This is a genomic window from Actinoplanes nipponensis, assembly GCF_016862275.1.
Classification (GTDB): Bacteria; Actinomycetota; Actinomycetes; order Mycobacteriales; family Micromonosporaceae; genus Actinoplanes; species Actinoplanes nipponensis.
In genome coordinates this window covers 51984-65832 of sequence record NZ_BOMQ01000056.1, presented here as the reverse complement: position 1 = coordinate 65832, position 13849 = coordinate 51984, and the positions used below count along the sequence as shown (strand labels likewise).

Annotated in this window: 10 protein-coding genes; 2 read left to right on the top strand and 8 right to left on the bottom strand. The window is 74.4% G+C overall.

The annotated features are described in order from the left end of the window. Positions 1 to 334: 334 nt before the first annotated feature. From Ani05nite_RS24020 to Ani05nite_RS23995, 6 genes are all read right to left on the bottom strand, one after another. Positions 335 to 1792: an ATP-binding protein gene (locus Ani05nite_RS24020; RefSeq protein ID WP_203771665.1), complete on the bottom strand. Its 1458-nt coding sequence runs from the start codon at positions 1790 to 1792 to the stop codon at positions 335 to 337. Positions 1793 to 1916: 124 nt separating this feature from the next. Beyond that, complete coding sequence (locus Ani05nite_RS24015) at positions 1917 to 3065, bottom strand: cellulose-binding domain-containing protein (protein ID WP_203771663.1); 1149 nt, start codon at positions 3063 to 3065, stop codon at positions 1917 to 1919. Further along, positions 3059 to 4456, bottom strand: a complete 1398-nt coding sequence (locus Ani05nite_RS24010) for a glycoside hydrolase family 6 protein (protein WP_203771661.1) — start codon at positions 4454 to 4456, stop codon at positions 3059 to 3061. Before Ani05nite_RS24010 ends, Ani05nite_RS24015 begins: the two co-directional genes overlap by 7 nt. 90 nt (positions 4457 to 4546) lie before the next feature. Continuing rightward, the gene (locus tag Ani05nite_RS24005) at positions 4547 to 5989 is read right to left on the bottom strand and encodes an FAD-dependent monooxygenase (protein WP_203771659.1); all 1443 of its coding nucleotides are present in this window, start codon (positions 5987 to 5989) and stop codon (positions 4547 to 4549) included. A gap of 196 nt (positions 5990 to 6185) precedes the next feature. Further along, the gene (locus Ani05nite_RS24000; RefSeq protein WP_203771657.1) at positions 6186 to 6884 is read right to left on the bottom strand and encodes a response regulator; all 699 of its coding nucleotides are present in this window, start codon (positions 6882 to 6884) and stop codon (positions 6186 to 6188) included. After that, entirely contained in the window at positions 6881 to 8074 is a 1194-nt protein-coding gene (locus tag Ani05nite_RS23995; RefSeq protein ID WP_203771655.1) for a sensor histidine kinase, read from the bottom strand. The genes Ani05nite_RS24000 and Ani05nite_RS23995 overlap by 4 nt, the downstream gene beginning before the upstream one ends. Positions 8075 to 8245: 171 nt before the next feature. Here Ani05nite_RS23995 and Ani05nite_RS23990 point away from each other — a divergent pair, with 171 nt between their 5' ends. Further along, on the top strand, positions 8246 to 10447 hold the full coding sequence (locus tag Ani05nite_RS23990; RefSeq protein ID WP_203771653.1) for an MMPL family transporter: 2202 nt from the start codon (positions 8246 to 8248) through the stop codon (positions 10445 to 10447). Between the two features lie 39 nt (positions 10448 to 10486). Here Ani05nite_RS23990 and Ani05nite_RS23985 read toward each other — a convergent pair whose 3' ends face one another. Beyond that, on the bottom strand, positions 10487 to 11107 hold the full coding sequence (locus tag Ani05nite_RS23985; protein ID WP_203771651.1) for a LysE family translocator: 621 nt from the start codon (positions 11105 to 11107) through the stop codon (positions 10487 to 10489). 89 nt (positions 11108 to 11196) lie between these two features. Here Ani05nite_RS23985 and Ani05nite_RS23980 point away from each other — a divergent pair, with 89 nt between their 5' ends. Next, on the top strand, positions 11197 to 12348 hold the full coding sequence (locus Ani05nite_RS23980) for a DUF2786 domain-containing protein (RefSeq protein WP_239130544.1): 1152 nt from the start codon (positions 11197 to 11199) through the stop codon (positions 12346 to 12348). On the opposite strand, the gene Ani05nite_RS23975 is transcribed toward Ani05nite_RS23980, so the two are convergent. Next, positions 12345 to 13835 (bottom strand): M1 family metallopeptidase, encoded by a 1491-nt coding sequence (locus Ani05nite_RS23975; RefSeq protein WP_203771649.1) that lies wholly within the window; start codon positions 13833 to 13835, stop codon positions 12345 to 12347. The two genes, Ani05nite_RS23980 and Ani05nite_RS23975, sit on opposite strands and share 4 nt — an antisense overlap. Positions 13836 to 13849: the final 14 nt, after the last annotated feature.

Sequence of the window (13849 nt, the reverse complement as noted above, 5' to 3'; positions counted from 1 at the left end):
ACCCAGGCTCCGGGCGACCTAGGCTCCGGACGGGTCGGTGGCCGGGCGCCGCCGGCCCGGACAACACGGACCTCGGCCGGCACGGCGAATGAACCGCGGCTGTCACCACGCCGCCCGGCGGTCGCCACCAGGGCCATTAAGTGGCGGCCCTGGTCGCAGGCCGGATGCGTCTTCGGTGGCCCAGCCGCCTCGCGACCCGGCCCAGGCCACGGTCGGCCGGCTCTGCCTGCCCACCACCAGGCGGCTCCTTCTGCGCCCGGCCGTCACGGCGCGCCCCGGCCGCGTGCTGGATGGGCGCGACCGATCATCGAATCGACGTCCGGGGCCCTGCCTCCTATCGCGGGCCGAGCAGGTCGTTGACGCTGGCCACCAGGTCTTGCTGGCTGATCGGCTCGACGAGGCCGCCGGTGCGGGCGTCCTGCATCGCCTTGGCCAGCTGCACCCGGCGCAGGATCTCCTTGATGTCGGCGCCGGTCATCCCGTGGCTGAGCCGGCCCAGCTCGGCCAGGTCGATCCCGTCGGCGAACATCGTGAAGCCCGGCTCCTCGTGCACCGCGGCCAGCTGGGCGATCATCTTGCGGAAGATCTCGGCCCGGCTCACCTCGTCGGGTTTGGGCACGGAGATCTTCACGTCGAAGCGGCCCGAGCGGATCAGCGAGTCGTCGACCCGGTGCGGGAAGTTGGTGGTGGCCACCACGATGACGTTCGGGTTGGCCTCGATCAGGTCGTTCATCTCCTGCTTGAAGATGCCCGCCACCGCGTTGATGGCCTGGCTGGCCGCGTCGCCGCCCGAGCCGGCGTAGCTGATGATCGAGTCGAACTCGTCGAAGAGGATCAGCGTGGGCACCCGGTAGCGGCGGGCGTCGCGGAAGATCTGCTTGATGTTGCGCTCGGAGCCGCCCAGCCACTTGTCCAGGATCTCCGGCGTGCGGATCTCCCGGAAGTCGGCGCCGATCTCGTTGGCCAGCGCCCGGGACAGCATCGTCTTGCCGGTGCCGGGCGGGCCGTACATGAGGATGCCCTGCGGCCGGCGCGCGCCCCACCGGGCCATCGCCTCCGGGTGCCGGAACGACACCGCGATCTGGCGCAGCTCGGCGACCACGTCGGCCAGGCCGCCGACCTGGTCCAGGGTGACGGTCTGGGTGGTGGTGGCGACCCGCGGGATGGTCTCCCGGCTGACCACGTACCGCCGGCCGGCCAGCGGCTGCTCGCCCGCCTCCGGGCCGAGCAGCTCCGCCACGGCCTGCAGGGTGAGCTTGACCATCGCCTCCAGGTGGGCGGGTTGCACGTCGTCGCGGGGCACCTCGGCGCGCAGCCGCACCACGCTGCCGGCCTGGTCGTAGGTCACCGCGGCCTGCACGCCGGCGGCCGCGTCGGCCAGGACGGCGGCGCCCGGTTCTCGCTCGGCCGCCGGCCCGGACGGCCGGTCGAGGCCGAGCTTCTTGTACGCCGCGACGGCCGCCGCACCGACCCCGTCCACGATCTTCGTGGTCACCGGGTCGCCCGCCGCGATCCGCTTGGCCAGCAGCGTGCCGACCGGGTCGTTGCCCAGCACCACCGCGCGGATGCGTTCCCGCTGGGGCACGTCGTCGTCGTTGGTGCGGATCTCCGCGACGAACACGTGCCTCGGCCCGGACGGGCTGTCGGCGCTGCTCACGGTCAGGGTGGCCCGGCGTACCGGCGCCGGGAAGGTGGCGCGGCGCAGCAGCTCGACGGGGTTGACCCGGGCGGCGGCGAGGATGGTGGCGGCGTCGACGATCTCGACTGTGGCGCCGGCGTACTCGAAGGACATGACGGCCCCCTCTCCCGTCCAAGAGTGACACGACCCACCGACATTCCGCCGGGTGTGCGCTCTGCGCGGGCCGGCAGCGGCGGCGCGGGTGCCGCGCCGCCGCTGCCGGGGGATGCCGGGTGGATCAGCAGCCGACGCGGGTGGTGCCCACGGCGACGTCGTCGTACCAGAGGGTGTCGGCCCCCTCGCCGTAGCTCTCCCAGCCCAGGCGCAGGTCCGTCAGGGCGGGCCGCCAGGTCCGGTTCAGCCACTGGCTGTCGATGTCGTGCGTGGGCACGCCGTCCTCCAGCAGGCCGGGCACCGAGGTGCCGTTGAGCCAGGTCTGCATCGTGCCGTCACCCTGGCCGATCTTGAACTCCACGCAGTTCCAGGCGCCGGTCGGCAGCGGCGCGGACAGCGCCACCCCGGCCGGGCTCTGCTCGGGCAGCGTGGCGTCGTCGGACGCCCGGTTCCACTGCAGGGCGCCGTTCTGGCCGCCGAAGCGCAGGTCCCGGTTGCCGTCGTTGGCATCCCGCAGGGCCACGGCCGTGGTGTGCGCGGCCGGCAGCGCGGTGGTGTGCCGCACCCAGTAGCGCACGAACAGCGCGGAGGCCCCGGCCGGCAGCAGGGCGGTGTTACGCATGAACACGTGGTTGCAGTAGCCGGCCGTGCCGTCCACGCGCAGCGAGGTGCTGCCGCTGTGCGCGACGGCGGTGTCGAACGCCGCCCGGCCGGTGCCGGAGCAGTCCGGGTAGGTCACCGCCCAGTTGGCCTGGGTGCCCTCGAAGCCGTCGCAGCGGGCGCCGGACCCGCACCCGGCCGGCGGCGGGTTCGAGGTCGGCGGCGTGCTGGGCGGCGTGCTCGTGGGCGGGGTCGAGGTCGGTGGGGTGGAGGTCGGCGGCGCGTCGCCGTTGCAGCGGACGCCGTTGAGGGCGAAGGCGGTCGGCGCCGGGTTGGTCCCGGAGTACGTCGCCTGGAACCCGAAGCTCGCCGAGGCGCCGGTGGCCAGCGTCGGGTTGTACGACGGCGCCGCCGCGGTGACCGCGCTGCCGGTCTGGGTCAGCTGGGCGTTCCAGCCGTTGGTGACCTGCTGGTTGCCCGGGAAGGTCCAGGTCACCGACCAGCCGTTGACCGGCGCGCCGTTGTTGGTGACCCGGACGTCGGCGGTGAAGCCGGTGCTCCACTGGTTGGCGGTGTAGGTGACGTCGCAGGCGGTGGCCGCGGCGGCCGGGGTCACCGCGACCAGCACGGCGCCGATGAGCAGGGCGCCGGCCGCGGCCAGTTTGATCAACATGGCGCGCCGTTCAGCGCGAAGTCGATCGGGGTGGCCGGGGTGCTGCCGGTGAACGTGGCCTGGTAGCCGACGCTCGTGGTGCCGCCGGTGGGCAGCGAGCCGTTCCAGGCCGCGTTGCGCACAATGATGACGCTGCCGGACTGGCTCCAGGCGCCGTTCCAGCCGTTGGCCAGCGTGACGTTGGCGGGCACGGTGAACGACAGTGCCCACGAGCTGAGCGCGGCGCCCCGGTTGGTGATCCGGATGTCGGCGGTGAAGCCGTTGGACCAGGCGTTGGCCGTGTAGGCCACCGAGCAGGCGCCCGGGGCCGGCGGGCTGCTGGCCGGCGGCGGGGTGCTGGCCGGCGGCGGGGTGCTGGCCGGCGGGGTCGACGGGGGCGGGGTGGACGGGACCGGCGTGGTGGGCGCCGGCGTCGTGGTGGCCGGCGGCGGCGTCACCGGGCCGGCCGCGACGGCGAGGTCGTACGCGCGCTGCGGGACGAACTGCCCGGCGCCGGCGATGCAGCCGTCGGCCTCACCCGGCAGCTTGATCCACAGGTACGCGTCCAGGATCGGGTCCGCCACCGCGTTCGTGCTCGGGATGCCGATCGCGCGCCCGGCCGGGTCGCACCACTCGCTGCCCAGCGGCCCGTTGCCGTTGCGGCTGGTGTCGATGACGCCCCGCAGCCGCGAGTCCCCGACCGCGGCCAGCACGTTGCGGACATAAGCGGTGGAGTCCGCGGTGGTGCGGTAGTTGGAGACATTCACCGAGATGCCGTCAGCGCTGTTGCGGATGTCCGCGCGGACCAGCCGGGCCGCCATCTCGCCCGGCGCCAGCCAGGCCGCGTGCCCGGCGTCGAAGTAGACCTTGGCCGCGGCGGAGCCGGCCTTGAGCTTCTTGCCCGCGTACGCCATCGAGGCGTACACCTCTTCCTGCTGGGCCGAGCTGAGGCAGCTGCTCATGATCGGGAGCACGTCCGGCTCCAGGATGATCGCGGCCGCCCGTCCCTTGAGCCCGGCCGCCACCTGGTCGATCCACTGCCGGTAGGCGGTGTGGTTGGCCAGGCCGCCGGAGCTGGCGCCGCTGCAGTCGCGGTTGGGGATGTTGTAGACGACCAGGATCGGCGTCTTGCCGGCGGCCGCGGCGGCGCCGACGAAGCCATCGACCTCGCCGGCGACCGTGGCGGTGTTGTTCTGGGTGAACCAGCGACCCTGCGGGACGTTGGCGATCCGGTCGCGGATCACCGCGGCCCAGGAGTCGCCCGGGTTCGCGGCGACCCAGCGGGCGGCGCTGGCCTGCGGGTCGACGTAGAAGGGAGATTCGGCGGCGGACGCGGAGCCGGGCCACAGCACGGCGGTGCCGGCGACCACGGCGGCGGCCGCCGTGGCGGTGGCGAGGGATCTCAGGCGCATTCGACAACTCCTGGGGATGAGTATGGGAGCGCTCCCATGCATCGACCACGGTAGTTGTAACACGGTGGAAATCTCAAGAGCGGGGCGATATCAGGCGCCGGGCCGGCCGAACCAGCGGGCCAGGTGCTCCGCCAGATCCCGCTGATCGTCGCCGATCCAGGCGACGTGGCCGTCGGGCCGGAGCAGGATCGCCGGCGCCGAAAGGGCCGCGGTGGGATCGGCCAGGTGATCGACCCGGTCCGACCAGCCGCCGGCGGTCAGGCGTCCGGTGCGGTCCAGCACCAGGCCGCGGCCCCGGTGCAACCGGTCGTAGAGGCGGCCCCCGCGCACGTCGATGTCGCGCAACCGGCGGCCGAGCAGGTCCGGGCCCGCTCCGAAGTCGTAGCGGACGGCGGTCGCGACGATCTTCTCGGTCAGGTGCCGGTTCACCTCCTCGAAGTCCATCAGCTCGGTCAGCAGCCGGCGCACCGCCCGCGGGCCCGGCTCCGGCGCCATGAGTTCCAGCTGGGCGCGGGTGTTGTCCAGCACGTCGGCGGCGACCGGCCGGCGTTCGGCCTGGTAGGTGTCCAGCAGGGGATCCGGCGCCCAGCCGCGGACCTGGGCGGCCAGCTTCCAGCCGAGGTTGACGGCGTCCTGCACGCCCAGGTTGAGGCCCTGCCCGCCGATGGGCGGGTGGATGTGGGCCGCGTCGCCGGCCAGCAGCACCCGCCCGACCCGGTAACGCTCGGCCAGCCGGGTGGCGTCCCCGAAGCGGGACAGCCAGCGCGGGGAATGCACGCCGAAGTCGGTCCCGGCGACAGCGCGCAACTGGCGCCGGAACTCCTCCAGGGTGGGCGGCGCCGCGCGGTCGCCGACGCCCGCGGCGGGAACCACGACGCTGTGGACGCCGACGCCCACCGGCCGGATCCAGCATCGCCGGGTGGTCTCGCCGATCGCCGCCATCCGGGCGGCGATCTCCTGCGGCGACGCCCCCACGGCCATCTCGCCCATAAGCGTGTCGTTGCGGGCGGGCTCGCCGGGGAAGCCGACGCCGAGCAGTTTGCGCACCGTGCTGCGCGCGCCGTCGCAGCCGACGAGATAGCGCGTGCGCAGCCGTTCCCCGCCGGCCAGCTCGACGGTCACCCCCTGGTCGTCCTGCTCCAGACCGGCCACCGCGGCCCCGGGCCGGACCTGCGCCCCCAGGGCGACCGCATGCTCTTCGAGCAGGCGGACCAGGACCGGCTGCGAGATGCCGAGCAGGTAGGCGTGCGCGGAATCCAGGCCCGCGGGCGCCGGTTTGGCGATGGCGGCGAAGAAGCCGGCCGCCGGACGCTGCCGCCCGTGGGCGAGAAAGCGCTCCAGCAGCCCGCGCATCGCCAGCAGCTCGATGCTGCGCACGTGCAGACCGACGATGCGGACGAACGGCGCGGGCTCGGACTCCCGCTCCAGGACGAGCACCCGCACATCGTGCAGCCGCAGTTCGGCGGCCAGCATCGCGCCGGCCGGGCCGCACCCGGCAATGATCACATCGGCAGTGAACGGTTCAGAACGCATGGGTGTGGCCTTTCGGGAGAGCCTGGGGTTGAGGCGCTCCCGGCGACACCTACGTCGATCGCCCGGCCGTGACGGCAAGCGGGAGCACCCACATCGATCCAGCGTTCATGGGTCTCACCTCCTCGGGCGGTGTCACGGACCACCGCAAGCTACAAGCCGGCGTCCCTCCCCGTCCACCGCTTTACCGGCCCGGTCGTCACGCCCGGCCCCGGGCGCCCGCGGGCAGCTGCTCCCCCGGCCGGACCAGCCCGCTGCGGTACGCCAGCACCACCAGCTGCGCCCGGTCCCGGGCGTTGAGCTTGGTCATCGCCCGGTTGACGTGGGTCTTGGCGGTCAGCGGCGACACGTACAGCCGCTCGGCGATGTCGTCGTTGGACAGTCCGTGCGCCACCAGCACCAGGATCTCGCGTTCCCGGTCGGTCAGCGCGCTCAGCTCCGGCAGGACGGCCGCCACGCCCGGTTCCGGGCGGCTCAGGAACCGGCTGACCAGCCCCCGGGTGGCCCGCGGCGACAGCAGGGCCTCCCCGCCGGCCACCACCCGGATGGCGTGCAGCAGATCGGCCGGCGCGACGTTCTTGCCCAGGAAGCCGCTGGCCCCGGCCTGCAGGGCCAGCACCACGTTGTCGTCGTTGTCGAAGGTGGTCAGCACCAGCACGCGGACCCCGGCCAGGTCGTCGTCGGCGCCGATGCGCCGGGTGGCCTCCAGGCCGTCCATCCGCGGCATCCGGATGTCCATCAGCACCACGTCCGCGCGTGCCGTCCGGGCCAGGGCCACCGCCTCGCCGCCGTCGGACGCCTCGCCGACCACCTCGAACTCCGGCTCCGAGTCGATGATCATCTTGAACCCGGCCCGGATCAGCGTCTGGTCGTCGGCCAGCAGCACGCGAATGGTCATCGGTGGCAGCCCGCCGGCCGCGCGTCCTCGGTGGGCAGCACGGCGTGCACCCGGAACCGGCCGTCGCCGAGCGGACCGGCGGTGACCGCGCCGCCCGCCGCGGTGGCGCGCTCCCGCATGCCGAGCAGGCCGTACCCGGTGCCCTCGGCGCCCCGGTCGGGCCGGACGTCGTTGGTCACCTCCAGCACGACGCCGCTGGGGGCGTACTCGACCAGCAGCGCCGCGCGGCCGTCGCCGTAGCGGTGGGCGTTGGTCAGCGCCTCCTGCACGATCCGGTACGCCGCCAGGTCGACCAGCGCCGGCAGCTCCCGGGGCTCCCCGCGCCGCTGGTGGCGTACGGCGAACCCCGCGGCCTCCAGCGCGCCGAGCAGCTCCGGCAGCCGGGCCAGCCCGGGCGCGGGCTCGGTGCTGGCCTGCTCGTCGGAGTTGCGCAGCACGCCGACCACCGACGCGATCTCCTTGAGGACCAGATCCGAGGCCTCCCGGATGTGCGCCAGCACCGGGCCGACCTGGTCCGGCCGGCGCTCCAGCACGTGCGTGGCCGCGCCGGCCTGCACGCTGATCACCGCGATGTGGTGGGCCACCACGTCGTGCAGCTCGCGGGCGATGCGCAGCCGCTCGTCGCTCACCCGGCGCCGGGCCTCCTGCTCGCGGGTCTGCTCGGCGCGGTGGGCCCGGGCCTCGACCTCGGCGACGTAGGCGCGGTGGCTGCGGGCCGCGTCGCCGACCGCCGCCGCCATGAAGATCCAGGCGAAGACGGCGAGCACGTCCGGGCGCCAGCCGGCGGAGACCAGCACGGCCGCCGCGTAGACCACCGTCGCGGCAGCCAGCGCGCAGGTCCAGCCGTCGCGGCGGTTGCGGTGCGCGGCGATCGAGTAGGTGATCACGCCCAGCACCATGATCAGGCCGGGATTGCTGACCCCCTGGGTGATGCCGCCGACGGTCGCGCCGGTGGCGATCACCAGGGCGGCCCGGGGATGGCTGCGGCGCTGCAGCACCGCCAGGAACGCGACGACGGCGACCAGCACGTCGCCGAGCGTCACCGTGTCGGCCAGCGCCGCGCCCGGCTCCAGCACCGCGGACTTCAGCACGAACCCGGCCAGCACCACGGCCAGCAGCGCGTCGACCAGCAGCGGATGCCACCGCGGGCCGGGCCACCGCTTCGTCACCATGCCGCCGGTCCCCTCCATCCGCCGACCGTACGCGGACGGGCCCGGCCCGGTCGTCGTCCCGCCGTGGTAGCCGCCGCCGGCCGGAATACCACGCCGATGGTATGCGGTGCCTGCGCCGGGACGACGCGCCCGGAGGCGAATTCATTGATCGTTCCAAGGGTCAATCGACGTCGCATCCGGGGAGTACCGATGGCCACCTACCTGTACCGGCTCGGCCGGTTCAGCTTCCGCCGGCGCAGACTGGTCCTCGCGCTCTGGCTCGCCGCGCTGGCGCTGCTGGGCGTGGGCGCGGCCACGTTGTCCGGGCCCACCTCCGACGAGTTCACCATCCCGGGCACCGAGGCCCAGCAGGCGATGGACCTGCTCGGTCAGCGGTTCCCCGGCGCCGGCGCGGACGGCGCCCGGGCCCGGGTGGTGTTCGCGGCCCCGGCCGGCCAGAAGCTCACCGACGACGCGAACCGGGCGGCCGTCGCGCGGACCGTCGCCGAACTCGGGCGCGGCGCTCAGGTCGCCGCCGTCACTGACCCGCTGCGGGGCGCCGTCAACCAGGCCGGCACGGTCGCCTACGCGCAGGTGACGTACAAGGTCGCCGCCACCGCGCTGACCGACGCCGACCGGGCGGCGCTGCTCGGCGCGGCCGCCACCGGCCGGGCCGCCGGGCTGGCCGTCGAGGCCGGCGGCGACGCCGTGCAGGAGCAGGGCGGGCCCGGCAACTCCGAGATCCTCGGCCTCCTGGTCGCCGCCGTGGTCCTGGTGATCACCTTCGGCTCGCTGGTCGCCGCCGGGCTGCCGCTGCTGACCGCGATCCTCGGCGTCGCCGCGGCCGTGTTCGGCATCCAGATCGCCTCCGGCTTCGCCGACCTGGGCAGCAGCACGTCGACGCTGGCGCTGATGCTGGGCCTGGCCGTGGCCATCGACTACGCGCTGTTCATCGTCTCCCGCTACCGGCACGAGATCACCGCCGGGCGGGGCGCGCCGGAGGCGGCCGCCCGCGCGGTCGGCACGGCCGGGTCCGCGGTCACCTTCGCCGGCCTGACCGTGTTCATCGCCCTGGCCGCGCTGTCGGTGGTGAACATCCCCGTGCTCACCGAGATGGGGCTGGCCGCCGCCTTCGCCGTCGTCGTGGCGGTGCTCGTCGCCCTGACCCTGCTGCCCGCCCTGCTGGGCTTCGCCGGCCGGCGCATCCTGGGCCGCCGGGGCCGCGACCCGGAGGCCGTCGGCGCCAAGCCCTCGGCCGGGCTGCGCTGGGCCCGCTTCGTCGCCCGGCGACCGGTCGCCGTGCTGACCGCCGCGGTGCTGGGCCTGCTGGTGCTCGCGGTCCCCGCGCTGGACCTGCGCCTGGGCCTGCCGGGCGACAACATGGCCGGTACGGAGACCACCCAGCGCAAGGCCTACGACATGCTGACCGACGGCTTCGGGCCCGGCTTCAACGGGCCGCTGACCGTCGTGGTCGACGCGGCGTCCAGCCCCGACCCGGCCGGCGCCGCGGCCCGGGCGGCCGGGGTGATCAAGTCGCTGCCCGGCGTCGTCACGGTCAGCCCGCCCACGCTCAACCCGGCCGGCGACACGGCCATCCTCCAGGTCATCCCGTCCACCGCGCCGGACAGCGCGGAGACCGAGGCGCTCGTGCACGCGATCCGGGAGCAGAACGGCGCCCTGCGCGAGGGCACCGGGGCCGACCTGGCGATCACCGGCGCCACGGCGGTCGACATCGACATGTCCGACAAGATGGGCAGCGCGCTGGGGCCGTACCTGGCGGTGATCGTGCTGCTGGCGTTGCTGCTGCTGACCCTGCTGTTCCGGTCGGTCCTGGTGCCGCTGAAGGCGATCGCCGGCTTCCTGCTGTCGGTGGTGGCGACCTTCGGCGCGGTCGTCGCGGTCTTCCAGTGGGGCTGGCTGGGCGGGCTGTTCGGCGTCGACCAGGCCGGCCCGGTGATGAGCATGCTGCCGGTGTTCCTGATCGGCATCGTCTTCGGCCTGGCCATGGACTACGAGGTCTTCCTGGTCAGCCGGATGCGGGAGGAGCACGTGCGCGGGGCCGCGCCGACCGCGGCCGTGGTCCACGGCTTCGCCCACGGCTCCCGGGTGGTGACGGCCGCCGCGATCATCATGATCAGCGTGTTCTCCGGCTTCATCCTGTCGCCCGAGTCGTTCATCAAGTCGATCGGCTTCGCGCTGGCCGCGGCGATCCTGTTCGACGCCTTCGTGGTGCGGATGACCATCGTGCCGGCGGTGATGACCCTGCTCGGGCGCCGGGCCTGGTGGCTGCCCCGCTGGCTGGACCGGGTGCTGCCGGACGTCGACGTCGAGGGCGAGAAGCTGCGCGAGCCGCCCGCCGGGCGCGGCGAGCCGGAGCACACCGGCGCGGACCTGGTCGGCGCCGGCCGCTGAGCCCCGGGCCCGGGCCGCCGCCGCGGCCCGGGCCCGTCGTCAGGGCCGGACCAGGGCCAGCCGGGCGCCGAGGGCCAGCAGCGCCGCGCCGCTGAGCCCGTCCAGCGTGCGGCGCACCCGGGACCGGGCGAACAGCCGCCGGAACACGGCGACCAGGTTCGCCACCGTGCAGAACCACAGCAGGGTGATCCCGACAGCCAGCAGCGAGAGGGTCAGCGTGTCGGCGGCGCCGGGGTGGGCGGGCAGGAACTGCGGCAGCAGCGCCAGGAAGAAGACCGCCGCCTTCGGGTTGAGCGCGTTGCACAGCAGCCCGTCGCGGAAGGCGCCGCCGGCCGACCCCGGCTCGGCGACCGGCCCGGCGACCGCCGGACGCACGGCCGCGAGCAGGGCCCTGACCCCGAGGTACGCCAGGTACGCCGCGCCGGCGTACCGGATGCTCGTGAGCACCACCGGGACCGTCGCGACCAGCGCGGCCACCCCCGCGGCGGCCGCCACGGCCCACAGGAACACCCCGGTGGCCACGCCCGTGGCCGCGGCCATCCCCTCGGCCCGCCCGCGCAGCGCGGAGCGGCGCACGACCACCGCGAAGTCCGGGCCCGGGGACATCGCGCCCAGGCCGACCACCCCGCAGAACGCCACCAGCTGCCCGGTCGTCGTCATGGGCCTACGCTACGACCGCCGGGGTGACCTGCGCCGCCCGGCGCCCGCGCGGTGCGGGAACCCCGGGCCGGACCGGGCATCATGGCGGCGTGGACACGGTGCGGGAAACGATCGGCGCGGTCGCCGGCGGGCGGCTCGGCTACGAGGACGCCCTCGACACGCTCGCCGTCGCCCCGGCCGCCGAGGTGGACCCGGCGCTGGCCACGGCCCTGTTCGAGGCCACCGCCCGGCTCTGGCGCGGCGGCTGGCAGCCGGCCGAACTGCACCGCCTGGTCACCCGGCGCGGCTCCGGGGTGCAGCCGCTGCTGATCACCGATGCCGTGGCCGCCCACCTGCGCGGCTTCCGGCCCAAGGCGGTCGACGAGCGCTGGCGCGCCCAGGCCGCGGAGCTCGACGCGCGCCCCTGGTGGGGCGACGACGCCGGCTACCTGCGGCAGGTCACCATGCACCGCCGCGTCGACCGGGTCACCCTGATCGACGCCGTGCTCGGCCTGATCACCCTGCTGGCCGAGCTGCCGCCGATCGAGATGCTCGTGCCGCCGCCCGGGCAGGCCGCTCCCGCGCGGCGGGCGCCCGGCGCCGACGCCAAGCTCGAGCGGGTCCGCGCGCTGCTGGCCAAGGCCGAGGCGACGACGTTCCCCGCGGAGGCGGAGGCGTACAGCGCCAAGGCCCAGGAGCTGATCTCGCGGCACAGCATCGACGAGGCGCTGCTGGCCGCTGGCGGCGAGACCGCGGTGGTCCCGTACGCCCGGCGCATCGGGGTGGACCACCCGTACGAGAGCGAGAAGGCGTCGCTGCTCGACTCCGTGGCCCGGGCCAACCGCTGCCACGTGGTCTGGTCCCCGGAGTTCGGCTTCGCCACCGTGTTCGGCTTCGACGCCGACATCGACGCGGTGGACCTGCTGCACACCTCGCTGCTGGTCCAGGCGCACCGGGCGATGGCCCGTACCGAGCCGCGGGGCCGGGCCGGCCGCTCCCGGCTCAAGAGCTTCCGGCAGTCGTTCCTGGTCGGCTACGCGGTGCGGATCGGCGAACGGCTCGCCGAGGCCAGCCGGGCCGCCCTGGCCCAGGCCGGCGACCCGGCCGCGCTGGTGCCGGTCCTGGCCTCCCGCGACGTGCAGGTGCGCGAGGCCAGGGACCGCTCGTTCCCGAGCACGACCCGCGGCCGCGGCTTCCGGGTGGCCAGCCTCGAGGGCTGGGAGTCCGGCCGGGAAGCCGCGGACGCGGCGAAGCTGCACTAGTGCGAGCGCAGCAACTCGTGCGTCTGCCGGATCTGCGCCCACGACTTCGGGGCCTGCGGCGCCGCCGCGCGGGCGAGCGCTGAGGCGCCCTCCACGGCCGGCTTCGACGGGGTGTAGAGCCACGCCTGGAACAGCTCGTCGAGCTGCTGGCCGGAGACCTTCTCGGCCAGCGCGATGAACTCGGCGGTGTCGGCGTTGCCGTACCTCTTCTCGGCCGTCCAGGTGCGCAGCAGCGCGAAGAAGTCGTCGTCGCCGATGGCCCGGCGCAGCTCGTGCAGCGTCATGGCGCCCCGGTCGTAGACGGCGCCGCCGAAGATCTCGGCCGCTCCCGGTTCGGCCGGCGCGACGGTCCAGAAGTCGTCGGGCTCGGTGGCGTACAGGTAGTCGAAGATCTCCTGCGCGGTGCCCTCGCCCTGCGCCTCGGACCACAGCCACTCGGCGTAGCTGGCGAAGCCCTCGTTGAGCCAGATCTCCTTCCACTGGTCGACCGACACGGCGTCGCCGAACCACTGGTGGGCGTTCTCGTGCACGATCACCGACATGTTGGCGCCGCTGCGGAAGAAGCCGGAGGAGTAGACCGGGCGGGTCTGCGTCTCCAGGGCGAAGCCCAGCGCGCCGGGCGGGGCCACGACGCCGCCGCGCGCCTCGAAGGCGTACGGCCCGAACACGCTGCTCTCCCAGTCGATGACCTCGGCCGTCCGCTCGACGCTGGCCCTGGCCGCGTCCTCGAAGTCCGGCGGCAGCAGGTCGGAGTACGCGTTGATGACCTGCTGGCCGTCGGCGGCGGTGTCCCGGGTGATCTCGTACTGCCCGATGGCCAGGAACGCGAGGTAGGTGGCCTGCGGCTTGACCGAGCGCCAGCTCCACCGCTTCCAGCCCAGGATGTCCTGGGTGGGGTTGCGCGGCATGACGCCGTTGCTGAGCACCTCGACGCCGTCGGGCACGGCCACCGAGACGTCGAAGGTGGCCTTGTCGCTCGGGTGGTCGTTGCTCGGGAACCACCACCAGGCCATCTCCGGCTCGCCGACCGCGAGGCCGCCGTCGGCGGTGCGCGTCCAGGCGGTGAAGCCGGCCGCGACCTTGTTGGACGGCACGCCGGAATACTGCACCACGACGGTCATCGCCTGCCCGCGGGTGACGGCCCGCGGCGGCGTGACGACCAGCTCGTGGTCGCCCTCGCGGGCGAACGTGGCCGGCCGGTTGTTGACCTTCACCGACGCCACGTCGAGCACGAAGTCGAGGTGGAACGAGCTGAGGTCCTGCGTCGCGGCGGCCAGGATGGTCGTCGTGCCGGTGAGCCGGTCCTGCTCGGGGTAGTAGCGCAGCCGGACGTCGTAGTGGGAGACGTCGTAGCCGCTGTTGCCGTAGTCCGGGAAGTACTCGTCCCCCAGCCCGGCCCCGCCGGGAGCGGGTGCGGCCTGGGCCGGGAGCGCGGTCCCGGCCAGGGTCAGTGCGGTGGCCAGGGTTGCCACCAGCAGTCGTCGCACGGTCGAACTTCCTT

Coding starts and splice junctions, on each gene's coding strand:
- Ani05nite_RS24020 (WP_203771665.1), bottom strand. CDS start 1,792: ATGTCCTTCGAGTACGCCGGCGCCACAGTCGAGATCGTCGACGCCGCC.
- Ani05nite_RS24015 (WP_203771663.1), bottom strand. CDS start 3,065: ATGTTGATCAAACTGGCCGCGGCCGGCGCCCTGCTCATCGGCGCCGTG.
- Ani05nite_RS24010 (WP_203771661.1), bottom strand. CDS start 4,456: ATGCGCCTGAGATCCCTCGCCACCGCCACGGCGGCCGCCGCCGTGGTC.
- Ani05nite_RS24005 (WP_203771659.1), bottom strand. CDS start 5,989: ATGCGTTCTGAACCGTTCACTGCCGATGTGATCATTGCCGGGTGCGGC.
- Ani05nite_RS24000 (WP_203771657.1), bottom strand. CDS start 6,884: ATGACCATTCGCGTGCTGCTGGCCGACGACCAGACGCTGATCCGGGCC.
- Ani05nite_RS23995 (WP_203771655.1), bottom strand. CDS start 8,074: ATGGAGGGGACCGGCGGCATGGTGACGAAGCGGTGGCCCGGCCCGCGG.
- Ani05nite_RS23990 (WP_203771653.1), top strand. CDS start 8,246: ATGGCCACCTACCTGTACCGGCTCGGCCGGTTCAGCTTCCGCCGGCGC.
- Ani05nite_RS23985 (WP_203771651.1), bottom strand. CDS start 11,107: ATGACGACGACCGGGCAGCTGGTGGCGTTCTGCGGGGTGGTCGGCCTG.